This is a genomic window from Citrobacter sp. Ce104, assembly GCF_030334595.1.
GTDB lineage: Bacteria > Pseudomonadota > Gammaproteobacteria > Enterobacterales > Enterobacteriaceae > Citrobacter > Citrobacter europaeus.
Map to the genome: position 1 here is coordinate 233151 of NZ_JAOWDP010000064.1, position 25218 is coordinate 258368.

Genomic DNA, 25218 nt, shown 5'->3' on the forward strand with positions numbered 1-25218 from the left:
ATATCTGTATATAATAAAGACATCCCTCAAGGACTGATGGGATCGTGAAGTCAGGAGGTTTATATGAATGAATTTAAGAGGTGTATACGCGTGTTTAGCCACTCTCCCTTTAAAGTACGGTTAATGCTTATCTCTATGCTGTGCGACATGATTAACAGCAAACCAGAGCAGGATAAACCTTCAGAAAAATAATGCGGCGTCGCGGTACGCCGCTTCTTTTCCTGCCGTAACTCGGATACGGCTATCGTTTTCCTGCCAATAACCCTTCTTTTTGTCAGTTTTGCCACGTCCCTCGCAAAACAATTTCTTTGTAGTAGTTGACCTTCTCCTGCGCACACTCTATCTTTTCGCAGCCCTGCGTATATTGCGGCTCGCGGATGCGGACCCTATCCCTCTTCTCGCTCTCTCAGGCAGGCAATGACCCTTAGCGCCAGGGTAAGCACATGGCGTTTTTGTAACAGTGGCATATGAATTTAACCCTCAAAGATTCAATCATTGCTCGTAGCCGGGCAATTAGTCCGTGGACTGGCCTCTATTTCTTACAGTCTCTGCTGATCAACCTTGCGCTGGGCTATCCGCTTAGCCTGCTCTATAGCGTTGCTTTCACCTGTATATTGATGCTGCTGTGGCGTAGCGCGCCGCGCGTGCAGAAAGCACTGATTGGCATTTGCTCACTCATTGCGGCAATGTACTTTCCGTTCGGCCAGGCTTATGGTGCGCCGAACTTCAATACTTTGCTGGCGCTGCACTCAACCAATATGGAAGAGTCTACTGAAATACTGACCATCTTCCCCTGGTACAGTTATCTGGTTGGGGTATTTATTTTCGCCCTCGGCGTTATCGCCGTACGCCGTAAAAAAGATGTACAGCAGCGTGGCTGGAACAAGTTCGACAGCGTTTGTTTGCTGTTCAGCGTTGTCGCATTCTTTGTTACCCCGATGCAAAACCTGGCCTGGGGCGGCGTGTTCAAGCTGAAAGATACTGGCTATCCGGTTTTCCGCTTTGCCAAGGACGTTATCGTCAATAACAACGAAGTGCTCGATGAACAAGAGCGTATGGCGAAACTGTCGAGCGTAAAAGACAGCTGGACGGTAACCGCCGTCAAGCCGAAGTATCACACCTACGTCGTGGTGATCGGCGAAAGCGCCCGCCGCGATGCGTTAGGCGCGTTTGGCGGCCACTGGGATAACACCCCGTTTGCCAGCTCCGTTAACGGCTACATCTTCGCGGATTACATTGCGGCAAGCGGTTCGACGCAAAAATCACTCGGCCTGACGCTGAATCGGGTGGTCGACAATAAGCCCCAGTTCCAGGATAACTTTGTCACCCTGGCCAACCGAGCGGGATTCCAGACGTGGTGGTTTTCCAATCAGGGACAGATTGGTGAATACGATACGGCCATCGCCAGCATCGCGAAACGCGCTGATGAAGTTCAGTTTCTCAAAAGCGGTGATTTCGAAGCGGATAAAAACACCCGTGACGAAGCGCTGTTGAAGATGACCGCCCAGGTGCTGGCAACCGAGCGCACCCAGCCACAGCTCATCGTGCTGCATTTAATGGGCTCACATCCACAGGCCTGCGACCGTACGCAGGGTAAATACGAGACCTTCGTCCAGTCAAAAGAGACATCCTGCTACCTGTACACTATGACGCAGACGGATGACCTGCTGCGTCAGCTATACGATCAGCTACGTAACAGCGGTACCAGCTTCTCGATGGTCTATTTTTCCGATCATGGCCTCGCGTTTAAAGAGCGAGGAAAAGAGGTGCAGTACCTGGCGCATGACGATCAGTTCCAGCAGAATTTCCAGGTGCCTTTCATGGTGCTGTCGAGCGATGATAAAGCGCATCGGGTGATTAAAGCCCGTCGCTCTGCGAATGATTTCCTCAGTTTTTTCTCACAGTGGACAGGGATAAGCGCAAAGGAAATTACCAACAGCTACCGCTTTATTTCAGAGAAAAAGGCCGGCCCGGTGTACATCACCAACTTCAAACTGCAGAAGGTGGATTACAACCATCTTGGTACCGATATCTTTGAGACCAAATCTCGTTAATCTCTAAATTACACGCAAAAAAAATCCGCCCTAAAAGGCGGATTTTTCATATCACCGGAGTGATTAGAAGCGGTAACCCACGCCAGCGATCCAGGTGCCAACGTCAACGCTACGAATACGGCTCTGCTCGTAGGAGAAGTCCAGAGCAACGTTTTCGATCGGGTTGAACTGCAGACCAGCACCGTAAGAGAAACCGTAGTCGCTGGTGGTGTGGTTGTCAGCCGGGGATGCTGCGTTCTGGAATTTACCGTAACCAACACCCACTACACCGTAGATGCTTGCCCAGTCGTTCAGACGGTAAGCCGGACCAGCAGTGATGCCGTAGTACTGGGTTTTGTTGTAGTCGCCAGAAGCATCGGTACGATCTTTTTCAGTGTAAGTGAAGGAACCGATAACACCCAGCGGGTTGTTGTCCTGCTCGTAGCGATACTTCAGGTTGAAACCGTTCATTTTGTTCGCTGCGCCCTGAGCATCGCTCTGAGCGTAACCACCGGTAACGGTAGAAGTAGCAGCTACTGCAGTACCTGCGGAGAAAGCCAGAACAGCGGCCAGTGCTGAAAGACATGCAATTTTTTTCATAACCACCTCAAATGTGCTTCAAGTAAATCTTAAGTTTTAAATATACCAAAAATTGATGGGAAACTCTTTGCGATTCGCGATGTCTAACGGGGTCTTTCATGTAACAGAACATTTCAGAAACCCGCTATCTCTTTCAATTAACATCACTTTTCTAACGTAAAATGCCATTATTGCGCGCACAATATGGCACATTCATCCAGATTAATCCTAATCACACAGATTATTAATCCATCATTTTCATGCCATTGTACGGAACTGAGCAATTTTTTTTTCAACGAATAGTCAACCAGCGATGCGTATTTCCATTACACTCGCTGTTTTACTTTTCTATACATAAAGTCATCCGTGTCGTAGCAAAACTGCAACGTCGCGCAGATGAAGGCGTGTAATCATCATTGACAGGAGAAAGGATGCCGGGGTCGTCACGTAAAGCGCCAGTCTGGTTGCCTATTTTGGTTTTGCTCATTGCTATGTCATCCATTCAAAGCGGAGCATCTCTGGCGAAATCGCTGTTCCCGCTCGTTGGCGCGCCGGGCGTTACCGCGTTGCGCCTTGCGTTGGGCACCCTCATCCTTATCGCCTTCTTTAAACCCTGGCGTTTGCGATTCGCCAAAGAACAGCGCCTGCCCCTGCTGTTTTATGGCCTGTCTCTGGGCGGGATGAACTATCTCTTCTACCTGTCAATCCAGACCGTGCCATTGGGAATTGCCGTGGCGCTGGAGTTTACCGGTCCGCTCGCGGTAGCGCTGTTTTCATCCCGGCGTCCGGTGGATTTCATCTGGGTTGCACTGGCTGTTCTCGGGCTGTGGTTCCTGCTGCCGTTAGGTCAGGACGTTTCTCACGTGGATTTAACCGGCGCCGCGCTGGCGCTGGGGGCTGGCGCCTGTTGGGCAATCTATATTCTTACCGGGCAGCGTGCAGGCGCGGAACATGGTCCGGCGACCGTTGCGGTTGGGTCATTAATTGCGGCGCTGGTTTTTGTCCCCATCGGCGCGATCCAGGCTGGAGATGCCCTGTGGCACTGGTCCATTCTGCCGTTAGGCCTCGCCATTGCGGTCCTCTCCACTGCGCTTCCCTACTCGCTGGAGATGATTGCATTGACGCGGCTGCCAACCCGTACTTTTGGGACGCTGATGAGCATGGAGCCCGCACTGGCAGCGGTTTCCGGAATGATCTTCCTCGGTGAAACGCTGACGCTTATCCAGACGCTCGCTTTGGGCGCCATTATCGTCGCATCAATGGGGTCTACGCTCACTATTCGCAAAGAACCGCAAATTAAGCAAGTTGACGTGAATTAACCACTTAATATTCTGCATGGTTTGCATAATCATGCAGAATATCCAATTGTAAATCTGCGTGATAATTATTCTAATAAATATATTTTTCTCATCCGCATATTTCTTTTACTTTTTACATTAACATAAAAATAACATCGCCCCGGCAACAACCATCATATCACTATGATTTCATTAATTATTTTATACCAACCTCTCTCTTCGCTATTAAAGTGATAGGCAAGATCGGAAAAACAAATCCAAATTTAGCGCTATACTTAATCCCGTTGAAGAGCTGGGACATAAATATCAAGAGGATATGAAAATATGAGTACCGCAAAATTGGTAAAAACAAAAGCATCTGCCCTCCTATATACCCGCAACGATGTGACAGATAGCGAAAAGAAAGCGACCGTAGAGCTGCTGAATCAGCAAGTGATCCAGTTCATCGACCTGTCGTTGATCACCAAACAGGCTCACTGGAACATGCGCGGCACCAACTTTATTGCCGTACATGAAATGCTGGATGGCTTCCGCACAGCCCTGACCGATCACCTCGACACCATGGCTGAGCGCGCCGTACAGTTGGGCGGAGTCGCACTGGGTACAACCCAAGTGATTAACAGCAAAACGCCTCTGAAAAGCTACCCGCTAGATATCCATAGCGTGCAGGACCACTTAAAAGAGCTGGCCGATCGTTATGCCGTCGTCGCGAATAGCGTACGTAAAGCCATTAGCGAAGCTAAAGACGAAGATACTGCAGATATCTTCACCGCCGCGTCACGCGATCTCGACAAATTCCTGTGGTTTATCGAAGCCAATATTGAATAACAGCAGACATAAGAATTACCTATATAACCCTCGCCCTGGCGGGGGTTTTGCACTTCTATGGTGCATAACTTTGATCATTCGTCACTCCAAAGTAAATTAATTGTAATAATCACCTCACACAATCGTTAACGAAAGATTGTTTTATCAACAATTTTTACGCTAAATAGTCATACCGTTTGCACCGTGTCAGGTACGCACCAAATGAGTGCCCCAAAATAGTGCAGATCGCCCGCTTTGCCCTACTTATTGTGCAGAGAAACAAGACACCCTCTTGTTAAAACAATGAGTTGCAAAATTGGCACGATTTTTTCATTAAGCCATATGTTCTCGCAGGGGATCGCCCCGTGGATATAAAAGGAAATCCTATGAAGTCTGTATTAAAAGTTTCACTGGCTGCACTTACCCTGGCTTTTGCGGTGTCCTCCCATGCCGCAGATAAGAAACTGGTTGTCGCAACCGACACCGCGTTTGTACCGTTCGAATTCAAACAGGGTGACAAATACGTTGGTTTTGATGTGGATCTGTGGGCTGCCGTGGCCAAAGAACTGAAGCTGGATTATGAACTGAAACCAATGGATTTCAGCGGCATCATCCCGGCTCTGCAAACCAAAAATATCGACCTGGCACTGGCGGGTATCACCATCACTGATGAGCGTAAAAAAGCGATCGACTTCTCTGACGGCTACTACAAAAGCGGTCTGTTAGTGATGGTCAAAGCGAATAATAACGACGTGAAAAGCGTGAAAGATCTGGATGGTAAAGTCGTCGCTGTGAAGAGCGGCACCGGTTCCGTTGATTACGCAAAAGCTAACATCAAAACCAAAGACCTGCGTCAGTTCCCGAATATCGATAACGCGTATATGGAACTGGGCACCAACCGCGCAGACGCCGTGCTGCACGACACGCCAAACATTCTTTACTTCATCAAAACTGCGGGTAACGGCCAGTTCAAAGCCGTAGGTGAATCCCTGGAAGCCCAGCAGTACGGTATCGCCTTCCCGAAAGGCAGCGATGAACTGCGCGAGAAAGTGAACGGCGCGCTGAAAACGCTGAAAGAGAACGGCACGTATAACGAAATCTACAAAAAATGGTTCGGTACTGAACCTAAATAATAACCGGCAGCGTTGCCCGGTAGCGCGATGCTTACCGGGCTTACGCCGGGATTTTTGAGACCTGTAGGCCGAATAACCACACGGTGAATCCGGTAAAACAGGCATTTGTATATTTACACCACGGTAACAGGAACGACATATGCAGTTTGACTGGAGTGCCATCTGGCCCGCCATCCCGCTTTTGATTGAAGGCGCCAAAATGACCCTGTGGATTTCGGTCCTCGGTCTGGCTGGCGGTCTGGTAATCGGGCTTGCAGCGGGGTTTGCACGTACTTTCGGCGGTTGGATAGCCAACCACGTAGCGCTGGTGTTTATCGAAGTCATTCGCGGTACGCCAATCGTTGTGCAGGTGATGTTTATTTACTTCGCCCTGCCAATGGCATTTAACGATTTACGCATTGATCCCTTTAGCGCCGCCGTTGTCACCATCATGATCAACTCCGGGGCCTATATTGCGGAAATCACCCGCGGTGCGGTGCTCTCAATCCATAAAGGATTCAGCGAAGCCGGACTGGCGCTTGGACTTTCACGCACAGAGACTATCCGCCACGTAATTTTGCCTCTCGCGCTGCGTCGTATGCTGCCACCGCTGGGTAACCAGTGGATAATCAGCATAAAAGATACCTCGCTGTTTATTGTCATTGGCGTCGCTGAACTGACCCGTCAGGGCCAGGAAATCATTGCCGGTAACTTCCGCGCACTGGAAATCTGGAGCGCCGTTGCGGTGTTCTATCTGATCATTACGCTGGTGCTGAGCTTCATTCTGCGTCGTCTGGAAAGAAGGATGAAAATCCTGTGATTGAATTTAAAAACGTTTCTAAGCACTTTGGTCCAACTCAGGTGCTGCACAATATTGACCTGAACATTCAGCAGGGCGAAGTGGTGGTGATTATCGGTCCGTCCGGGTCCGGTAAATCTACCCTGCTGCGCTGTATTAACAAACTGGAAGAAATCACCTCCGGCGATTTGATCGTCGATGGTCTGAAAGTAAACGATCCGAAGGTAGACGAGCGGTTAATCCGCCAGGAAGCCGGGATGGTGTTTCAGCAGTTCTATCTGTTCCCGCATCTGACGGCGCTGGAAAACGTCATGTTCGGACCGCAGCGCGTACGCGGGGCGAATAAAGAGCAGGCTGAGAAACTGGCTAAAGAGCTGCTGGCGAAAGTGGGTCTGGCTGAGCGTGCGCATCACTACCCTTCTGAACTGTCCGGTGGTCAACAACAGCGTGTGGCTATCGCCCGTGCGCTGGCGGTGAAGCCGAAAATGATGCTGTTTGATGAGCCAACCTCAGCGCTGGACCCGGAACTGCGTCATGAAGTTCTGAAAGTTATGCAGGATCTGGCGGAAGAAGGGATGACCATGGTGATTGTAACCCACGAAATCGGCTTTGCCGAAAAAGTGGCTTCACGCCTGATTTTCATTGATAAGGGACGTATTGCCGAAGACGGTAATCCGCAGGCCCTGATTGAAAATCCGCCCAGCCAACGCTTACAGGAATTTTTGCAGCACGTTTCCTGATAGTTCAGCCTCCCTTCGCCCGAAGGGAGGTTTTTCACCAGAATCCTCTCATTTCATTTCTCCCCCGCCCTGACATCTATACTTATCCTTTTGAATTTATTTTCTCATGGGAGGAGTCATGCGCTGGATCCTGTTCATCTTTGTTTGTCTGCTGAGTATTCCGGCTCAGGCGGTGACGATACCTGGCGTCACCTCGCCAACGTCAACCAACGCACAAACCGCGCCAACGAAAGAGCCGGATGTTGAACAGAAGAAAGCGGCCTACGGCGCACTGGCGGATGTGCTGGAAAATGACGCCTCACGTCAGGAACTGATCGATCAGTTACGCAAAGTGGCGACAGCGCCCCCTGCCGAGCCGGTGCCAACCATTGTTCCACCCACATTAACAGAAGAAAAAACGGTGCTGGAAAACGTCACGGATGTCACACGGCACTACGGTGAGGCGCTCTCCAGCCGCTTTGCCCAACTTTACCGTAATATTACCGACGCACCGCATAAGAGTTTTAACCCACAAACTTTCACCAATGCCCTGACCCATTTTTTAATGCTGGCGGCGTCAGTGTTCGGTTTTTTCTGGTTGATTCGCCTGTGCGCGCTTCCGCTGTATCGCAAAATGGGGCAATGGGCACGACGGAAAAACCGTGAACGCAGCAACTGGCTCCAGCTTCCGGCAATGATAATCGGCGCATTCATTATCGATTTGCTTCTGCTGGCGCTGACATTGTTTGTCGGGCAAATACTGAGCGACCGAATGAACGCCGGCAGTCGCACGATCGCCTTTCAGCAAAGCCTGTTTCTCAATGCCTTTGCCCTGATTGAATTCTTCAAAGCCATTCTACGTCTGATATTTTGCCCAACGGTGGCCGAACTGCGCCCGTTTAACATTCAGGATGCTGGTGCTCGCTACTGGAATCGCCGTTTGAGTTCGTTGAGCAGTCTGATTGGTTACGGACTGATCGTTGCCGTTCCCATTATCTCCAATCAGGTCAACGTGCAGGTCGGCGCGATGGCAAACGTCATCATCATGCTGTGTATTACGCTATGGGCGCTGTACCTGATTTTCAGAAACAAGAAAGAGATAACACAGCATTTACAGAATCTGGCGGAAAGATCGTTAGCTTTCTTCAGCCTGTTTATCCGCGCTTTTGCGTTGGTATGGCATTGGCTGGCCAGCGCCTACTTCATTGTGCTGTTTTTCTTCTCGCTGTTTGATCCTGGCAACAGCCTGAAATTCATGATGGGCGCTACGCTGCGCAGCCTCGTGATTATCGGGATTGCTGCCTTTGTATCCGGCATGTTTTCCCGCTGGATAGCCAAGACCATTACCCTTTCGCCACACACCCAGCGCAGCTATCCGGAATTACAAAAACGACTGAATGGCTGGCTGTCGACGGCGTTAAGCGTGGCCAGGATCCTGACGGTGTGCGTTGCGGTGATGCTGCTATTGAATGCCTGGGGACTGTTCGACTTCTGGAACTGGCTGCATTACGGCGCAGGAGAAAAAACGGTGGATATTCTGATCCGTATCGCGCTGATTTTATTCTTCTCCGCCATCGGCTGGACGATCCTTGCCAGCCTGATTGAAAATCGTCTGGCTTCCGATATTCATGGCCGCCCGCTACCCAGCGCCAGAACCCGCACTTTGCTGACGCTGTTTCGCAATGCGCTGGCGGTAATAATCAGCACGATCACCATCATGATTGTGCTGTCTGAAATTGGCGTCAATATCGCCCCCTTACTGGCCGGGGCCGGGGCGTTGGGGCTGGCTATCTCTTTCGGCTCGCAAACGCTGGTAAAAGATATTATTACCGGGATCTTTATTCAGTTCGAAAATGGTATGAACACCGGCGACCTGGTGACCATCGGCCCACTCACCGGCACGGTTGAACGAATGTCCATCCGCTCTGTGGGTGTGCGTCAAGACACCGGGGCGTACCATATCATTCCCTGGTCATCGATAACGACCTTCGCCAACTTTGTGCGTGGAATTGGATCGGTCGTCGCCAATTACGACGTAGACCGTCATGAGGATGCGGATAAAGCGAATCAAGCGTTGAAAGACGCGGTTGCTGCGGTGATGGAAAAAGAAGATATCCGCGGTCTTATTATCGGCGAGCCGTCGTTTGCCGGGATCGTGGGATTAACCAATACGGCTTTCACGCTCAGGGTCTCGTTTACTACTTTACCGCTGAAGCAGTGGACGGTACGTTTTGCCCTCGACAGTCAGGTGAAGAAATACTTCGATTTGGCCAACATACGCGCCCCGGTACAAACGTATCAGGTCTTGCCTGCACCGGTGAATGGCCCTGTATCGACGGCAAGCGAACCGCTGCCGCCAACCGAGCCCACGCTTTAGCGTTTACGCGCCATAAAACGTCGGCGCTGATCGTTATCCATAAAGGTCCAGGCAATAAAGCGGCTCTGCTTTTGCCCCTGGGCCATCTCTTTCTTGACGACTTTCACCGCGCCCGCATCCGTTAATGCATGGTACAACGGCGGCAAATTCTCACCGCGCGAAACCAGCGTGGTGAACCACATCACCTGACGTCCAAAGGCCTGGCTTTCGGCGATCATTTTTTTGATGAACGCCACTTCGCCGCCTTCACACCACAGCTCCTGCTGCTGTCCACCAAAGTTCAGCGCATCATCTTTATCCTGGCCCAGGTTACGGCGCTTGCGCTCGCTTCCGGCGCGGGCTGAGGCCGCAGAATCATGGAATGGCGGGTTACACAATGTGGCTTCATACTGCTCATTTTTGTGAATGATACCGTTGAAGATTGCCGTAACATCTTTCTGGCGACGCAGGCGAATAGCACGGGTTAACCCCGGATTGGCATTTACGATCGCCTGAGCGCTGTTAAACGCTTCGTTGCTGGTCTCACTCCCGGTGAATCGCCAGCCGTATTCATGCACGCCGATCAGCGGATAAATACAGTTGGCCCCTACTCCCACGTCCAGTACGCTCGCATTTGCCGGAATGGTTCCATTGGTTTCACCTAACAGATCGGCCAAATGGTGGATATAGTCTGCACGACCAGGAACCGGCGGGCACAGAAAACCGTCTGGAATATCCCAGTGTTTCACCGCATAAAAATGCGCCAGCAGCGCTTTATTGAGCGCCTTCACTGCCTGCGGATTCGCGAAATCAACACTCTGCTCGCCGCCGGGCGTGAGGGTGAGAAATTGCGTCAGCTCGGGCGTAACCTGGCATAAAGTCGCAAGATCATAACGGCCGTTGTGGCGGTTGCGTGGGTGTAATCCCGGTTTCTGGGCGGACATAGCATTCTCCTTTTAACAGCGGCGTAAGATACCCGCATAACGCCACGCGGTAAACACATGCAACAAGGAAATTTGATTTTTCACGCCTGTTTAATGCCTTGCCAGTTGTTCAAAAAACAGACAGGTTTTCACCAGTTTTTTGCGGTAAATGTCCTGTGCTGACGACCTAAACTTATCAGGCACACCTGTTGTTTTTCAGAGGATATCACTATGAAGAAATGCCTCACATTACTTGCCGCTACCGTCCTGACCGGCATGACATTTGCGTCCTTTGCTGCACAGCCCTACACCAGCCCTGCTATCGGTCAGCTACAGGCTTCCGGCACAGTTTTCGCTACCGGCGCCTCTAACCTGAGCGATCTCGAAGACAAGCTGGCTGAGAAAGCGAAAGAGCAAGGCGCCAAAGGCTTTGTCGTCAATTCTGCGGGCGGTAAAAACCAGATGTACGGCACCGCAACTATCTATAAGTAACCCCCTCACCTTAGCCCAACTGCATTCATCCCGAATGCAGTTAGCTGTCCGCAATTCACGTCATTCCCGGTGCGAATTGTAATCACCGTGTAGTAATTTTGAATCCAATGTAAACAAATGTATTTATTTTTGAAGTAATGAATGCTAAAACGTCGCACTGATTAGTAATGCTTATCAAAATCATTATCAATTACAAGTCCACTTCCGCGAGGCCTGCAGGGTATAACATCCATAGAGATGTCCCTTCGCGCGAGTGAAACCGTTTACTCAAACAATAATAAGTCACTCATTAACATGGATAAAAATCGCAACTTGCCGTCCAGTAGTTTTCACTCACTGACTTTTTTTGCCGGTCTGTGCATTGGCCTGTCCCCGGTAGCTCAGGCTGTCGCCGCGGGCAATCAGGATAAAAAACAAGAAGACACTCTGGTCGTTGAAGCGGCCAAACCTTCGCTGTACGCCCCAACGCAGTCTGCCGATCCTAAATTCTCCCGCCCGGTGGCGGATACCACCCGCACCATGACGGTGATTTCTGAACAGGTGATTAAGGATCAAGGCGCAACAAATCTGACCGATGCGCTGAAAAACGTACCGGGCGTTGGCGCATTTTTTGCCGGTGAGAACGGAAACTCCAGCACAGGCGACGCGGTTTACATGCGTGGTGCGGATACCTCGAACAGTATTTATATCGACGGTGTCCGTGATATTGGCAGCGTCACGCGCGACACCTTCAATACAGAACAGGTGGAAGTGATCAAAGGTCCTTCCGGTACCGACTATGGACGTAGCGCGCCGACGGGTTCCATCAATATGATCAGCAAACAGCCGCGCACCGATTCCGGGATCGATGCGTCAGCCAGCGTCGGTAGCGCCTGGTTCCGTCGTGGTACGCTGGACATTAACCAGGTCATCGGCGAGACCACCGCCGCACGTTTAAACCTGATGGGTGAAAAAACCCATGATGCGGGTCGCGATAATGTTAAGAATGAACGTTATGGTGTGGCCCCCTCTCTCGCTTTTGGCTTAGGGACTGAGAACCGACTGTACCTGAACTATCTTCATGTCACCCAGCACAACACGCCGGATGGCGGTATCCCTACCATTGGCCTGCCGGGGTATTCCGCACCATCCGCGGGGACTTCTGCACTGAATCATTCAGGAAAAGTAGATACGCATAACTTCTACGGCACCAACTCGGATTACGACGATTCGACGACCGATACCGCAACGATGCGTTTTGAACATGACCTGAACGACAGCACCACTATTCGCAACACCACCCGTTGGTCGCGTATTAAACAAGATTATCTGATGACGGCGGTGATGGGCGGCGCGTCTAACATCACTCAACCAACCAGTAGTGTCGATACCTGGACCTGGTCACGCCTGGCAAATACCAAAGATGTCAGCAATAAAATCCTCACCAACCAGACTAATCTGACCTCAAAGTTTTACACGGGATCCATCGGTCACGACATCAGTACCGGCGTGGAGCTAACGCGCGAAACGCAAACCAATTATGGCGTGGCGCCGATCACCCCACCACCGGTGAATATCTATCATCCCGACAGCAATGTGAATATCGGCGGATTGTCGCGTAACGGCGCCAACGCTAACGGACAAACCGATACCTTCGGTATATACGCTTTTGATACGCTACAAGTTACCCGTGAGTTTGAGCTAAACGGTGGTATTCGCCTCGACAATTACCGCACTGAATATGACAGCGCCACCGCTTGCGGCGCCTCCGGGCGTGGCGCTGTCGCGTGCCCGACAGGTGTGGTCAAAGGTTCCCCGGTCACCACTGTGGATACAGCCAAATCAGGCAATCTGGTTAACTGGAAAGCGGGTGCGCTGTATCACCTGACCGATAATGGTAACGTGTACATCAACTATGCCGTTTCTCAGCAACCGCCAGGCGGCAGCAACTTTGCTCTTGCCCAGGGCGGCAGCGGTAACAGTGCGAACCGTACCGATTTCAAACCGCAGAAAGCGAAAACCAGCGAGATCGGCACCAAATGGGAGGTGCTGGATAAGCGCCTGCTGTTAACCGCCGCGATTTTCCGCACGGATATTGAAAACGAAGTTGAGCAGAACGACGACGGAACATATTCCCAGTACGGAGAGAAACGCGTTGAAGGCTACGAGCTCTCGGTAGCAGGCAACATCACCCCCGCATGGCAGGTTATTGGTGGCTACACCCAGCAACGCGCTACCATCCACAATGGTAAAAACGTTGCTCAGGATGGGTCTTCATCCCTGCCGTATACGCCTGAACATGCGTTCACGCTGTGGAACCAGTATCAGGCTACCGATGATATCTCTGTTGGCGCGGGCGCTCGTTACGTGGGCAGCATGCATCGCGGTTCCGACGGTGCGGTCGGTACGCCATCCTACACTGAAGGTTACTGGGTCGCCGACGCCAAACTGGGCTATCGCGTGAATCGCAATCTCGATTTCCAGCTAAACGTCTATAACCTGTTCGACACCGATTACGTATCCTCCATTAACAAGAGCGGATACCGTTACCATCCGGGCGAGCCAAGAACCTTCCTGCTCACTGCAAATATGCATTTCTGATCTTTTACGTGGGGCGTCAGCCCCACTTTCAGGAGAAACACTGATGATGTACCACATTCCCGGCGTTCTGACAGCTCAGGATGTTGCCTGGTTTCGCGAACAGTTGGACGCTGCCGACTGGGTTGATGGCCGTGCAACCACCGGCGCTCAGGGAGCACAGGTTAAAAACAACCAGCAGGTGGATACGCAAAGTGCGCGTTATGGCGCTTTACAACAGGCGGTACAAACTGCGGTGAATAGCAGCGCACTATTCTTCGCCGCAGCATTACCGAAAACACTCTCCACACCTCTGTTTAATCGCTACCAGGACAACGAGACTTACGGTTTTCACGTTGACGGCGCGGTGCGTAGCCATCCGGAAAACGGCTGGATGCGCACAGATCTTTCCGCCACCTTATTCCTGAGTAATCCTGATGATTATGAAGGAGGAGAGTTGTTGGTCAATGATACCTACGGCCAGCATGCGGTAAAGCTGCCGGCGGGCGATCTGGTGCTTTACCCTTCCAGCAGCCTGCACTGCGTCACGCCGGTGACCCAAGGCGTTCGTGTGGCGTCATTTATGTGGATCCAGTCGATGATCCGTGACGACAAAAATCGCGCCATGCTTTTTGAACTGGATAAAAACATCCAGTCCCTGAAAACACGTCATGGGGAGAGTAGCGAGATCCTCTCGCTTCTCAATCTCTACCATAACCTGCTGCGCGAATGGTCTGAAATCTGATAGTGGTAACGCGTGGTCGTTTTTCAGCCATCACATTCGCTATACTTATTCTGTAGACATCAGCAGGAGGTAAGCATGGCATCCGGATGGGCAAATGACGACGCGGTTAACGAACAGATCAACAATACTATTGAAGATGCTGTAGCCCGCGCCCGCGGTGAATTACCGACGGGGGAAAGTCTGTATGAATGCGAAGAATGTGGCAATCCTATCCCTCAGGCCAGACGTGAGGCCGTGCCAGGCGTACGCTTGTGCATCACTTGCCAACAGGATAAAGATTCACATAGTGCGGCATTTTCAGGATATAATCGCAGAGGTTCAAAAGACAGCCAGCTACGTTGACTTATCTTTACCAAAAGCTTTAGCGTATACAATTTCCTTTACGAGCACGCTTTTTTGCACTCTGTGTAGCAAAATGTGCCGTTGTCGGTGTCTCTGTAAAGCGCAATGACAAGAACTGTAAATCCCTCTTTCGAATTTATTAATATTCAATAAGTTATTTGTCATTCAATTTTTTTGATTGATGCCGTCAATTCTATTCGATTTTATCTCGCATAAAAAAACGTGATACTTCTCACATCGACGAAACAACGTCTTCTTAAAGAACACTGACTAACAGAACAACCCTGCGAGAAATTAATCATGAAAAATATCAAATTTGCTGTTGCCGCCATCGCTCTGTCTACCCTGTCATTTGGCGTTTTCGCTGCCGAGCCGGTTTCCTCTACTCAGGCACAAAACATGAACAAAATTGGTGTGGTATCTGCTGACGGCGCCACTACGCTGGACGGCCTGGAAGCCAAACTCGCTGAGAAAGCAAATGCTGCTGGCGCAACGGGATACAGCATTACTTCCGCTATCGGCAAAGATAAAATGAGCGGCACCGCGGTTATCTATAAATAACCGAGAAATTACCTGTACGACCCAATGCTCCAACCCTCATTGACCCTGTTTGTTACCCTTTGTTTGCCCGTCCGCCACTGGACGGGCTTTTTTTTGCTTAGTGTTCCAGACGTTGACGGAACTCCTGTAACACGACGTCTGGCATCCCTATTTGCAGCGCCGCCTCGCAAATCGCTTTCCAGCTCCCGGCATCCAGCGGAATACCTTGCGCCAGCCGTTCCTCACGCGTATTCACCTCCCACTCCCCTGGCAACAGGATCGGGTTACCTTCAGCATGCGGAGACGCTTTCACCCACTCAGCAAATGCCGCAACCTGGTTATCACAGTCCGGCGCGCCGAACAGTTGCGGATTTATAATGATGGTCGTCATGCAGTTGATGATGGCATCCGCGCTGGTCTGCAGACTTTCTTCATGTGTTGTTTTACCGCCAGAAAGCGCCCCGCCCATAATTTCGCACATCGCCGCCAGCGCATAACCCTTATGTTGGGCGAATGTCAGTAACGACCCCAGCGGAGAAACCTGCATTACGGCAGGATCGGTCGTGGGCACTCCATTTGCGTCAATCAGGCATCCAGGTGCCACCGGTTCGCCCTTATGCCATGCCACACGGGTTTTGCCAAACGCGATGGCGCTGGTCGCATAGTCCAACAACAACGGGAAAGTATTTTTACGCGGGAACACAACGCAGAAGGGATTGGTGCCAAAACGGCTATCGCGGCCATGAAACGGTGCGACCATCGGGATACCTACCACATTCACAAAGTGCACCGAAACAAAACCTGCCGCCGCACATTGTTCCGCCCAGTAGCCAATGCGTCCGATATGGTGCGAATTATGTAATGCCACGGCGGCGATACCGTACTGGCGCGCTTTTTCGATTCCATGCGTGATTGCCTCGTGCGCCGCCACCTGACCAAACGCACAGTCGCCGTCAAACGTTATCACCGCTCCCGCATCTTTGACCACTTTGGCATGACGGTTGATCTGCAGGTGCCCTTGTGAGAATGAGCGAATATAGCTTGGGATCATGCCAATGCCGTGGGAGTCGTGACCAGCAAGGTTAGAGGCTATCAGATGATCTGCCACCAGCCGCGCCTCCTGCTCATTGCTTCCCATCTGATGAAAAACGGCCTGGATAAAGGCGTGCAGTGTTGGCACATGGAAGCGATGTCCACTGTTCATTGTTATCTCCTGTTGTGTCGCGTGTTTGTTGTGTTTCTTATTTTTCAACAAACTATGCTGCGCCACGGCGCTCAGGAGGTCAATAAACGTGCAGAAATTTCACGTTGTTAAAATGAGAGAACCGACAGGCCTGGTAAATGGCCCGTCGGGATAACAAATTAATTAGAAACTTTGCTCGACGCGGGCAAGTCCTTCAGCCAGTGAGGCGGATTCACCGGTTGCCACCAGGCAACAGGCCATCTGGATTTTCAACGATGCCGGAACAGGCTCACTGCCCGCCAGACAACGCTCAATCCAGCGCGCGGTGGTTTCCGGGTCTTTTGCTACCGGTAGCGGTACCGGCTCATCAGGCATCTCGCTCTGTCGGTCCTGTAACACTCGCACACCGGATGAATCTATCAGACTTATCTGCGGGCAGCGCTGCGGGTTGGCATACACTTCGCCCTCGGTACCGTGCATCAACAGGCCACGCCCACCGATATCGCCGAAGAACTTCGCCACGCGCGAAACGTATTCCGGGTGGGACACGCTGGAAAGACGCAGCGCGGCATCTTCAGCAAACGGCGTGGCTAATTTAGCCAGCGTGTGCGCACTGTTACGCACGCCCATTCGCCAGCGCATCGCCAGCTGTTTCTCCAGCGGAGGACACAGCGCGCTCACCGGGATAAACACCGGCTCATGACCATCCAGCTTTGCCTGCGCCTGCCCGGCATGCAGCGTCGGCGCAATTCCCATCAGCTCGAAAATGGTTTCTGTCAGCACGCGGGTTGGATCCTCGCTGACGCCATGTACCACCACCGGAAAGCCGAGCTTATGCAGTAAAATCGCCAGCAGCGGAGTCAAATTCGCCTGCTTGCGCGCGCCATTATAACTGGGAATGACAATCGGCATGGGTTTCGCTACCGGCGGAGTCAGGCGAATGGTGTGGTTTTGCATCGCTTCGTAAAAGCCCAGCATCTCCGCTTCGCCTTCGCCTTTAATACGTAGCGCAATCAGTACCCCGCCCATTTCAAGGTCAGGTACGTCGCCGTTCATCATATGGGTATACAGTCCGCGAGCAGTATCCTTATCCAGGTCACGCGCGTGATTTTTTCCTCGCCCAATCTCTTTAATGATTTTGCGGTAATCCATCGTTAACTCCTTGCCTGTTGCTCGCGTCGTTAACGCCGACGGCGGCGTGTGGGTTTCGCTTTTTCTTTTGGTTTTACTATAACGTCTGGCACAGCAGGTTGCTCTATCGGAAATATGGGTAACGCATTCAGTAAACGCTTGCCATAGTTTTTGGTCAATAAACGCTTATCATAAATAACCACTTCTCCCCAGCAACTATGGCTACGGATGAGTCGCCCTACCTGCTGGATCAAATTGAACGACGCCGCGGGCAGGCTCTGCACCTCGAAGGGGTAGCGGTTCAGGCTTTTCAACCACTCGCCCTCGGTGATCACCACCGGGCTGTCGATAGGCGGAAAAGCAATTTTATGAATATGCACCTGAGTCAGCAGGTCGCCTTTCAAGTCCAGACCTTCGGCAAAAGATTGCAGCCCAACCAGCACGCTACGCTCGCCGTTGGTCACCCGCTTGCGGTGCAGATCCACCAGACGATAGCGCGGCTGGTCGCCCTGAACCAGCAACAGTAGGCGCAGATCGGTAACGTGCTCCAGAAAACGCTGCATCGCCCGTCCGCTGGCAAAGAGTACCAACATCCCCTGATGCTTCTTGCTTTCCAGCTGTTCGCGGAAATAGGCGGCCATTTCCGCGATATGCTGCTCTTCATTTTCAATTAGCGGTTCGTAGCGCATCTGCGGAATGACGATTCTGCCCTGTTCAACGTGATTAAACGGTGAATCCAGCGCAACAAACCGGTCCCCTGCTTTTTCCTTCAGGCCGCTCATTTCCTGCAGACGCGAGAAGCTGTTGAGCGAGCGTAGCGTGGCGGAAGTGACAATAATATGCGGTACGCTGCGCCACAGCAGTCGTTCGAGCTGATCGCTCACGCGGATCCCCACGCAGTGAAACCAGACGTGGATCTGCCCGTCACGCACCTCGCGCGTCGCCCATTTACTCACCGGCGCGCCCGATGATTGCGCGAGCGATGCCAGCCGCCACAATTTGCTTTGTGCCTCAAACATGCCCAGCGCCCGATTCATCTGCAAAATAACCCGATGCAGACGCACAATATCGTGAGTGCCGGTTTTTTCGCTGAGATCGTTGAGGAACAGTTCGGCCAGACCGCGCAGCATTTCCGTTAGTTTTGCCAGACGCTGACAAATCTCCATCACTTCCGCAGGTAGCTCCCCCATCGCGAAGCGGTGTTCCGCCTCCTGGGTAGCGGGCATGTACAGATTAAGAATGTTATTGAGCGAGGAAATCAGCTCATACAGTTCCTCACAGTGACCATTCAGACGCTCGGCATTCGCCAACGGAGGCGTGGTTTTTGGCCGAAACTGCTCCAGGCAGGTAGCCACTAATTTGCAAAACAGATCCAACTGCAGTCGGTACCAGGGGGCGCTGATTTCTGCGCTCATCTCCAGCGCATCGCGCGCGACGTCGGGCAAATGGTGGCCTTCATCAAGCACCAATAGCAGGTTTTTCGGCTCCGGCAAAACGGCTTCGCTTTCCATGGCCGCCATCACCAGCGCGTGGTTGGCAACCACCACTTCGGCTTCCTGAATTTCCCTGCGGGCAACAAAAAAAGGGCATTCACGATAGTAGTGACAGTTACGATTCAGACAGCTGGCTTTATCAGTGCTCAGACGCTGCCAGAGTCCGTCGTCGATAGCGATATCGGTGTGATCGCGCAGCCCGTCCCACTTGTAGCTGTCGAGATCGCCTTTTAGCCTGGCGCAGCGCTTTTGTTCTTCCTGGTTATTGGGCGTCAGGTCGTCGTCGAGAAAGGCCAGTAGATCCTGCTGATTGGGTTCGGTACTAGCCAGCGCCGCTAAGTTACGCGGACAGACATAGCGTCCGCGACCAAACGCGGCGGTAAAACGCAGGTCAGGAATAATTTTGCGTAGCAGCGGTAAATCTTTGCTGTAGATCTGATCCTGCAAAGCGACGTTGGCGGTACTGACCACCAGCGTTTTTTGTTCTTCACGCGCTATGGCAATACCGGGAATCAGATAAGACAGAGTTTTCCCCACCCCGGTCGGCGCTTCAATCGCCAGATGTCGCCCTTCTTCCCCGGAGAGTGTTTTCGCAACGTCAGCAATCATCTGCCGCTGCGGCGCACGGGGGATAAAGTCGGGGATCTGTTCCTGAAGCGCCTTATACCAGGCGGCGATTTGCGCTTTTAACGCAGCCGTTAGTGCCATGAGAAAACCTGAAGTACTGTATAAACAGCCACTATTGTGGCACATTTCAGTCGTTGAATGTACCTTTTTCCCCCATTCTGGAAAGCGCTTCGCAGCTTTGACTTAAATTGCCGGATGGCGGCTTATACGCTATCCGGCCTACAGCCAGGTTCATTGCAGGCCGAATAAACGTGTCGATTAATAGTACCCCAGCAGCTTCCACCACAGCATGCCCACGGCAAAAATGATGATCACATTTGCCGTCACCACGCAGAGGTTAATCTTGTAAAAGCGCGGCCGTTCAAAATAGCCCTGAGCAAAATAAATAGGGCCAGGTCCGCCGCCATACTCGGTATTCCCCCACATCAGGTTACTAAAGATACCGAAGCAAATAGCGACCATCATCGGCGGCGCACCTGCAGCGATCGCCGTGGCCGCGAAAGGGGCATACAGCGCAGCCACGTGCCCGGTAGCCGTAGCAAAGAGATAATGGACGTAAATGTAAAGGATCCCCAGGACAATAAAGGACTCGATCGCGCCAAACCCTTGAATACCGCTGCCTAGCTTTACGGTCATCCATTTAATAAAGCCCAGATCGGCAAGTCCGGTCGCCAGACTAATTATGACGCTAAACCAGATTACCGTATCCCATGCCGCATGGTCATTAAGCAGGCTTTTCCAGCTAACGGCACCCGAGGCGAACAGATAAGCAGCCAGCCCCAGTCCGACAGATGTGGCAGACAATCCAGTAATCAAGCTAGTGCCCCAGCCAACCAGCGCCAGCACAAACCCAAACGCAACCTTTTTCTCATTGCTGCTCATCGAACCGAGTTCACCGAGCGCCTGCTTACCCATCGCTTTTGCCTCTGGCGTACGCTTAAGCTCGGGATCCAATAACTTGTAAACCAGAAGTGGCATCAGGCAGAAACAGACCATCGCAGGGACCACTGCGGAAATAAACCATCCGCCCCAGGTTATCTCTATACCCAATGACGATTTAGCCAGACTGGCTACCAGCGGATTCGCCGCCATCCCGGTGAGGAAAATCGCCCCGGTAATCGGCGTAAACTGGAAGCACACCATGGTTAAGAAATCGCCAATGCGCTTGCCAGTAACCCCTGGAGCGGAACCCAATACATCATTGATGGAACGAGTGATGGGAAAAATAATGCCCCCGGACCGCGCGGTTACTGACGGCATTGCCGGGGCCATAATCAGATCGGAAACCCCCAGTGAGTAAGCGATACCCAGGCTGCTACCGCCAAAGAGCGATAACATTTTATACGCGATACGTTTCCCCAGTCCTGACGTTACAAACCCCAGAGACAAGACGTAGGCACAGAAAATGAGCCATACCGTACCGGACGCAAACCCTGACAACGCCTTTGCCTCTGGTAATGTTTTGGTGAAAATAACCACACAAAGTGCAACCAACATCACCGCCCCCGAAGGGAGCGGCTGAGTAAGAATAGCGGCAATGGTCGCGGCAAATATCGCGAACATATGCCAGGCCTGAGGCGTCAGACCATCAGGTACGGGATAAAACCAAACGATCGCGCCTATCGCCAGCGGTATCAGGAACGACAGAATGGATTTTCCCGTGACAGAATTCGTTGACATAAAAATATCCTTATTCCGTTAGCCCGAGAACGTTCATTTCCGCGACATATATCTTGCTAATACCTGATCCACCATCGCCGGTGCCATTCCAAGGTAATTTGCCGGGTCGGTCAGTTTTTCAATCAACTGTGGGTCCAGTCGTTCAGAGACAGAGGGCATCGCATTCAGCACATCAGCCAATCGCCCACCCTGTTCGTTGACGATACGGCAGGCGTCGTACACCACGTCATGTGCATCCTGACGACCGATGTACGGGGCCAATCCCATCATGACTGCCTCAGCTACAATCAATCCGTTGGTCATACCGAGGTTACGTTTCATCGCCGCTTCATCGACCACCAGCCCCGCCAGCATAAAATTGGCCTGATGCAACGCCCCCGCGCTGAGAACGAAACTTTCCGGGATGGCAATCCATTCGGCATGCCACGGCCCGGTTGCACGCTCCAGATCTTGTACCATCGCATCAAGCATCAACCCTGCCTGTTGGCGAACACCTTTGGCACAGGCCAGCATCAGCTCGCTGGAAATAGGGTTGCGTTTCTGCGGCATGGTACTGCTGGCGCCACGCCCTTTAACAAACGGCTCATACAGCTCACCAAACTCGTTAGCTGCCAGCAGCATTACGTCGTAGGCAATCTTACCCAGCGACCCGGTTATCACCGCTAACAGGTTCACCGCTTCGGCAAAACCATCACGCGCGACGTGCCAGGTGGAGGTTGGAACATTCAGACCAAGCTCTTCCATCATCGCTTTTTGTACCGCCAGCCCTTTATCCCCCAGCGATGCCAGCGTACCGGCCGCCCCCGCAAATTCGCCAACCAATACACGAGGACGCGCCTGGGTAAGACGTTCCGCGTGGCGTTCAAACATATCCAGCCAGATGGCCGCTTTGTAACCGAATGTCACCGGCAAAGCCTGTTGTAAATGGGTTCTCCCGGCCATCGGCGTATCACGGTAGCGGCGTGAAAGATCGGCCAGCGTGGCGCGGAGTTTGTCCATATCGGATTCAATGAGCGCAAAAGCATCACGAATTTGCAGGACCACTGCGGTGTCCATAATGTCCTGAGTGGTTGCCCCCCAGTGCACATAACCGCCGGACTCGCCAGCCTGTTTAGAAATCTGGTGGACCAGCGGTAGGATCGGATAACCCACAATTTCGGTTTCATGGCGCAATAAATCAAAATCGAGCGTGTCGGCATTACATTTTTCAGCAATTTCCACCGCAGCAGCCTCGGGTATCACACCGCAGCGTGCCTGGGCTTTGGCTAATGCCACTTCCACTTCCACGTATTTGCGCACCAGTTCGCGATCGTCAAACACCGCGCGCATCGCCGGTGTACCGAAAGAATCCCTGAACAGAACAGAATCAAGTACATTCGAAGCCATAAATCCCCCTGGAAAATCTGATAATGATAAGATGCGTGTTTACGGCAGTTTGTTGAATGCCCAAACGCCGCCATAATGTCCAGACATAACAAAATGTCCGTACATTTAAATGTACGGACATTTATAGTATTCGTAAGAAATGTAGGGAATAGTCCGTACAAATTTTCGTGATAAAGATCACTAATATTTTGATGAAACTGCGATGAAAGAATCTCTGTACAAGCGAATAGCACGTGAACTGGCGCAGCAAATTGCGGTGGGAACCTTCGCCCCCGGCTCGCTGTTTCCTACGGAAATGGAACTGTGCGAAACATGGCAGGTCAGCCGCCACACCATGCGTGAGGCGTTAAGGGAATTAACAGAGCAAGGTCTGATTTCACGGCGTAAAGGTGCGGGTACTCGCGTTTGCGAACCTAAGGCGAACGGCGTCAATCACCCGCTATCGCATCTTGAGGATCTGTTGCTGCTGGCCAAAAACAATCTGCGCGTCATCAAGAAAATCGATGAGATTGTGGCGGACATAGAGTTGTCCCAGATGATTGGCTGCCCGCCAGGTTCTCGATGGCTGCACATTGCCAGCACTCGCGAAGATGCGCACAACCCCGACGCGCCAATCTGCTGGACGGACAGCTATGCCAGCACGGATTACGCCAAGTTGCGCACGTACATCCGTGACGATCCACACTCATTAATCAGCGATTTGATCGAAACGCATTACGGTATCAAAAGTCATGAGGTGCATCAGACCATTACGGCTGTCGGAGTGCCCAAAAAGGTGGCAAAGATTCTCAATGTAGCGCCTGATTCGCCAGCGATGAGAATTGTGCGTCGTTATCTGGACAGGGACGGGAAAGTATTTGAGACGACGATTTCGATTCACCCGGCAGGACGATATACCTGCTCGATCGTGCTGAAATCGCAAAGTTCGGGGGAGTGATTGACCTATCCGGCCTACACAGTGTGTAGACCGGATAGCGTGTTTATACAGCCATACAGTAAGGGAATTACTGCGCTGTAGACGGTTTGCGCGGACGGCGCGGTGGACGAGGCTTGTCGCCTGCCGGTTTGCCTTCACCGCTACGCGGTTTCGCTTTTGGCGCACCGCCATCCTGACGACGCGGCTGTTGGCCACGCCCTGCTCCACCCTGACCACGGCCGCCGCCGCCACGCTGCTGGCGACCATTCTGGATCGGCTCGGCTTTGATGGACGGGTCTGGCTCATAGCCTGGCGTTGCAATACGCGGGATCTCTTTTTTCAGCAGCTTCTCGATGTCGCGCAACAGCTTATGTTCATCGACGCACACCAGAGACAACGCTTCGCCAGTAGCGGCCGCACGACCGGTACGACCAATACGGTGCACGTAATCTTCCGGGACGTTTGGTAACTCGTAGTTCACCACATGCGGCAATTCTTCAATGTCCAGGCCGCGCGCGGCAATGTCGGTCGCCACCAGCACGCGAATATCACCGGATTTAAAATCAGCCAGCGCACGCGTACGCGCTCCCTGAGATTTGTTACCGTGGATCGCCGCGCTGCGGATACCGTCTTTATTCAGCTGTTCCGCCAGATGGTTCGCACCGTGTTTGGTACGGGTAAACACCAGCACCTGCTGCCAGTTGCCCTGACCTATCATCTGCGACAACAGTTCGCGTTTACGCTTCTTATCTACGAAATGAACGTGCTGAGTCACCTGCTCGGACGCGGTATTACGACGCGCCACTTCGATTTCCAGCGGATTGTGCAGCAGCTTTTCGGCCAGCGACTTGATATCGTCAGAGAACGTGGCTGAGAACAGCAGGTTCTGACGTTTTGCCGGCAATTTCGCCAGAACGCGACGAATGTCGTGAATAAAGCCCATATCCAGCATGCGGTCAGCTTCATCCAGCACCAGAATTTCAACCTGATCCAGTTTCACCGCATTCTGGTGCTCCAGATCGAGCAAACGACCCGGAGTGGCAATCAGCACATCCACGCCGCCACGCAGCTTCATCATCTGCGGGTTAATACTGACGCCGCCGAAAACCACCAGCGAGCGAATATTCAGATACTTACTGTAATCACGGACATTTTCGCCAATCTGGGCTGCCAGTTCGCGGGTTGGAGTAAGGATCAGCGCACGAACCGGACGACGGCTTTTACCATGCGGCTGATGAGTAATCAGGTGCTGCAACAGCGGCAGGGTAAAACCTGCCGTTTTCCCCGTGCCGGTCTGGGCGCTGGCCATCAGATCGCGGCCTTCCAGCACGGCAGGGATCGCCTGCTGCTGAATAGGGGTAGGTTCACGGTAACCCTGCTCGGCAACGGCACGTAAAATATCAGGGTTTAAACCAAGGGAATCAAAAGACATAACAACTCCGAACCACCCTGACCGTTACCGGTGTCGTTTTCAGGGAGATACATATAATAGAGATGACAA

Annotated in this window: 22 protein-coding genes; 14 read left to right on the forward strand and 8 right to left on the reverse strand. The window is 52.1% G+C overall.

Features of this window, described 5'->3' with window-relative positions; translation table 11 throughout:
• Positions 1 to 63: 63 nt before the first annotated feature.
• Both mntS and OGW16_RS11785 read left to right on the forward strand, forming a co-directional pair.
• A complete protein-coding gene (gene mntS, locus OGW16_RS11780) occupies positions 64 to 192 on the forward strand; it encodes a manganase accumulation protein MntS (protein WP_003831584.1) in 129 nt (42 codons plus the stop codon).
• Positions 193 to 467: 275 nt separating this feature from the next.
• Complete coding sequence (locus OGW16_RS11785; protein WP_047412464.1) at positions 468 to 2054, forward strand: phosphoethanolamine transferase; 1587 nt, start codon at positions 468 to 470, stop codon at positions 2052 to 2054.
• Positions 2055 to 2117: 63 nt separating this feature from the next.
• Here OGW16_RS11785 and ompX read toward each other — a convergent pair whose 3' ends face one another.
• Entirely contained in the window at positions 2118 to 2633 is a 516-nt protein-coding gene (gene ompX / locus OGW16_RS11790; RefSeq protein WP_003035257.1) for an outer membrane protein OmpX, read from the reverse strand.
• Between the two features lie 410 nt (positions 2634 to 3043).
• Between ompX and rhtA the strand changes: the two genes are divergently transcribed.
• The 6 genes from rhtA to ybiO all read left to right on the forward strand — a co-directional run bounded on the left by rhtA (position 3044) and on the right by ybiO (position 9724).
• Positions 3044 to 3931 carry a threonine/homoserine exporter RhtA gene (gene rhtA, locus OGW16_RS11795; RefSeq protein WP_003035255.1) on the forward strand — a complete coding sequence of 296 codons (888 nt, stop codon included), beginning with the start codon at positions 3044 to 3046 and terminating at the stop codon, positions 3929 to 3931.
• 303 nt (positions 3932 to 4234) lie between these two features.
• Positions 4235 to 4738 carry a DNA starvation/stationary phase protection protein Dps gene (gene dps / locus OGW16_RS11800; RefSeq protein WP_043015696.1) on the forward strand — a complete coding sequence of 168 codons (504 nt, stop codon included), beginning with the start codon at positions 4235 to 4237 and terminating at the stop codon, positions 4736 to 4738.
• Between the two features lie 365 nt (positions 4739 to 5103).
• Positions 5104 to 5850: a glutamine ABC transporter substrate-binding protein GlnH gene (gene glnH, locus OGW16_RS11805; protein ID WP_016152370.1), complete on the forward strand. Its 747-nt coding sequence runs from the start codon at positions 5104 to 5106 to the stop codon at positions 5848 to 5850.
• 139 nt (positions 5851 to 5989) lie between these two features.
• Positions 5990 to 6649 (forward strand): glutamine ABC transporter permease GlnP, encoded by a 660-nt coding sequence (glnP, locus tag OGW16_RS11810; protein ID WP_043015695.1) that lies wholly within the window; start codon positions 5990 to 5992, stop codon positions 6647 to 6649.
• Positions 6646 to 7368 carry a glutamine ABC transporter ATP-binding protein GlnQ gene (glnQ, locus tag OGW16_RS11815; protein WP_003035246.1) on the forward strand — a complete coding sequence of 241 codons (723 nt, stop codon included), beginning with the start codon at positions 6646 to 6648 and terminating at the stop codon, positions 7366 to 7368. The genes glnP and glnQ overlap by 4 nt, the downstream gene beginning before the upstream one ends.
• A 118-nt stretch (positions 7369 to 7486) precedes the next feature.
• Positions 7487 to 9724 (forward strand): mechanosensitive channel protein, encoded by a 2238-nt coding sequence (gene ybiO, locus OGW16_RS11820; RefSeq protein WP_043015694.1) that lies wholly within the window; start codon positions 7487 to 7489, stop codon positions 9722 to 9724.
• Here ybiO and rlmF read toward each other — a convergent pair.
• Positions 9721 to 10647 (reverse strand): 23S rRNA (adenine(1618)-N(6))-methyltransferase RlmF, encoded by a 927-nt coding sequence (gene rlmF, locus OGW16_RS11825; RefSeq protein WP_043015693.1) that lies wholly within the window; start codon positions 10645 to 10647, stop codon positions 9721 to 9723. The genes ybiO and rlmF overlap by 4 nt on opposite strands.
• Before the next feature lie 210 nt (positions 10648 to 10857).
• Between rlmF and mcbA the strand changes: the two genes are divergently transcribed.
• The 5 genes from mcbA to ybiJ all read left to right on the forward strand — a co-directional run bounded on the left by mcbA (position 10858) and on the right by ybiJ (position 15322).
• Positions 10858 to 11118, forward strand: coding sequence for a DUF1471 family periplasmic protein McbA (gene mcbA / locus OGW16_RS11830; protein ID WP_213731987.1), 261 nt, complete (start codon positions 10858 to 10860; stop codon positions 11116 to 11118).
• Between the two features lie 294 nt (positions 11119 to 11412).
• Complete coding sequence (locus tag OGW16_RS11835) at positions 11413 to 13698, forward strand: catecholate siderophore receptor Fiu (protein ID WP_043017870.1); 2286 nt, start codon at positions 11413 to 11415, stop codon at positions 13696 to 13698.
• 43 nt (positions 13699 to 13741) lie between these two features.
• Entirely contained in the window at positions 13742 to 14419 is a 678-nt protein-coding gene (gene ybiX / locus OGW16_RS11840) for a PKHD-type hydroxylase YbiX (protein ID WP_286518478.1), read from the forward strand.
• 75 nt (positions 14420 to 14494) lie between these two features.
• Positions 14495 to 14761, forward strand: coding sequence for a DksA/TraR family C4-type zinc finger protein (locus tag OGW16_RS11845; protein WP_003035233.1), 267 nt, complete (start codon positions 14495 to 14497; stop codon positions 14759 to 14761).
• Between the two features lie 300 nt (positions 14762 to 15061).
• Positions 15062 to 15322, forward strand: a complete 261-nt coding sequence (ybiJ, locus tag OGW16_RS11850) for a DUF1471 family protein YbiJ (protein ID WP_003831561.1) — start codon at positions 15062 to 15064, stop codon at positions 15320 to 15322.
• Positions 15323 to 15419: 97 nt separating this feature from the next.
• On the opposite strand, the gene OGW16_RS11855 is transcribed toward ybiJ, so the two are convergent.
• The 5 genes from OGW16_RS11855 to OGW16_RS11875 all read right to left on the reverse strand — a co-directional run bounded on the left by OGW16_RS11855 (position 15420) and on the right by OGW16_RS11875 (position 22801).
• Entirely contained in the window at positions 15420 to 16505 is a 1086-nt protein-coding gene (locus OGW16_RS11855) for a malate/lactate/ureidoglycolate dehydrogenase (protein ID WP_200000353.1), read from the reverse strand.
• 162 nt (positions 16506 to 16667) lie between these two features.
• Positions 16668 to 17636: a DNA-binding protein YbiB gene (gene ybiB, locus OGW16_RS11860; protein WP_043015689.1), complete on the reverse strand. Its 969-nt coding sequence runs from the start codon at positions 17634 to 17636 to the stop codon at positions 16668 to 16670.
• A 29-nt stretch (positions 17637 to 17665) separates the two neighbouring features.
• Complete coding sequence (gene dinG, locus OGW16_RS11865; protein ID WP_286518479.1) at positions 17666 to 19816, reverse strand: ATP-dependent DNA helicase DinG; 2151 nt, start codon at positions 19814 to 19816, stop codon at positions 17666 to 17668.
• A 177-nt stretch (positions 19817 to 19993) separates the two neighbouring features.
• Positions 19994 to 21415: a DASS family sodium-coupled anion symporter gene (locus tag OGW16_RS11870; protein ID WP_043015687.1), complete on the reverse strand. Its 1422-nt coding sequence runs from the start codon at positions 21413 to 21415 to the stop codon at positions 19994 to 19996.
• Positions 21416 to 21448: 33 nt separating this feature from the next.
• Entirely contained in the window at positions 21449 to 22801 is a 1353-nt protein-coding gene (locus tag OGW16_RS11875) for a class-II fumarase/aspartase family protein (RefSeq protein WP_043015686.1), read from the reverse strand.
• A 202-nt stretch (positions 22802 to 23003) separates the two neighbouring features.
• Here OGW16_RS11875 and OGW16_RS11880 point away from each other — a divergent pair, with 202 nt between their 5' ends.
• Positions 23004 to 23738 (forward strand): GntR family transcriptional regulator, encoded by a 735-nt coding sequence (locus OGW16_RS11880; protein ID WP_032938550.1) that lies wholly within the window; start codon positions 23004 to 23006, stop codon positions 23736 to 23738.
• Between the two features lie 67 nt (positions 23739 to 23805).
• Here the strand turns inward: OGW16_RS11880 and rhlE are convergent, their stop codons facing one another.
• Positions 23806 to 25149, reverse strand: coding sequence for an ATP-dependent RNA helicase RhlE (gene rhlE / locus OGW16_RS11885; protein WP_043015685.1), 1344 nt, complete (start codon positions 25147 to 25149; stop codon positions 23806 to 23808).
• Between the last annotated feature and the right edge of the window lie 69 nt (positions 25150 to 25218).

Bases quoted from the DNA above. Each gene is read 5' to 3' on its own strand.
- mntS (WP_003831584.1), top strand. From the start codon at position 64: ATGAATGAATTTAAGAGGTGTATACGCGTGTTTAGCCACTCTCCCTTT.
- OGW16_RS11785 (WP_047412464.1), top strand. From the start codon at position 468: ATGAATTTAACCCTCAAAGATTCAATCATTGCTCGTAGCCGGGCAATT.
- ompX (WP_003035257.1), bottom strand. From the start codon at position 2,633: ATGAAAAAAATTGCATGTCTTTCAGCACTGGCCGCTGTTCTGGCTTTC.
- rhtA (WP_003035255.1), top strand. From the start codon at position 3,044: ATGCCGGGGTCGTCACGTAAAGCGCCAGTCTGGTTGCCTATTTTGGTT.
- dps (WP_043015696.1), top strand. From the start codon at position 4,235: ATGAGTACCGCAAAATTGGTAAAAACAAAAGCATCTGCCCTCCTATAT.
- glnH (WP_016152370.1), top strand. From the start codon at position 5,104: ATGAAGTCTGTATTAAAAGTTTCACTGGCTGCACTTACCCTGGCTTTT.
- glnP (WP_043015695.1), top strand. From the start codon at position 5,990: ATGCAGTTTGACTGGAGTGCCATCTGGCCCGCCATCCCGCTTTTGATT.
- ybiO (WP_043015694.1), top strand. From the start codon at position 7,487: ATGCGCTGGATCCTGTTCATCTTTGTTTGTCTGCTGAGTATTCCGGCT.
- rlmF (WP_043015693.1), bottom strand. From the start codon at position 10,647: ATGTCCGCCCAGAAACCGGGATTACACCCACGCAACCGCCACAACGGC.
- mcbA (WP_213731987.1), top strand. From the start codon at position 10,858: ATGAAGAAATGCCTCACATTACTTGCCGCTACCGTCCTGACCGGCATG.
- OGW16_RS11835 (WP_043017870.1), top strand. From the start codon at position 11,413: ATGGATAAAAATCGCAACTTGCCGTCCAGTAGTTTTCACTCACTGACT.
- ybiX (WP_286518478.1), top strand. From the start codon at position 13,742: ATGATGTACCACATTCCCGGCGTTCTGACAGCTCAGGATGTTGCCTGG.
- OGW16_RS11845 (WP_003035233.1), top strand. From the start codon at position 14,495: ATGGCATCCGGATGGGCAAATGACGACGCGGTTAACGAACAGATCAAC.
- ybiJ (WP_003831561.1), top strand. From the start codon at position 15,062: ATGAAAAATATCAAATTTGCTGTTGCCGCCATCGCTCTGTCTACCCTG.
- OGW16_RS11855 (WP_200000353.1), bottom strand. From the start codon at position 16,505: ATGAACAGTGGACATCGCTTCCATGTGCCAACACTGCACGCCTTTATC.
- ybiB (WP_043015689.1), bottom strand. From the start codon at position 17,636: ATGGATTACCGCAAAATCATTAAAGAGATTGGGCGAGGAAAAAATCAC.
- dinG (WP_286518479.1), bottom strand. From the start codon at position 19,816: ATGGCACTAACGGCTGCGTTAAAAGCGCAAATCGCCGCCTGGTATAAG.
- OGW16_RS11870 (WP_043015687.1), bottom strand. From the start codon at position 21,415: ATGTCAACGAATTCTGTCACGGGAAAATCCATTCTGTCGTTCCTGATA.
- OGW16_RS11875 (WP_043015686.1), bottom strand. From the start codon at position 22,801: ATGGCTTCGAATGTACTTGATTCTGTTCTGTTCAGGGATTCTTTCGGT.
- OGW16_RS11880 (WP_032938550.1), top strand. From the start codon at position 23,004: ATGAAAGAATCTCTGTACAAGCGAATAGCACGTGAACTGGCGCAGCAA.
- rhlE (WP_043015685.1), bottom strand. From the start codon at position 25,149: ATGTCTTTTGATTCCCTTGGTTTAAACCCTGATATTTTACGTGCCGTT.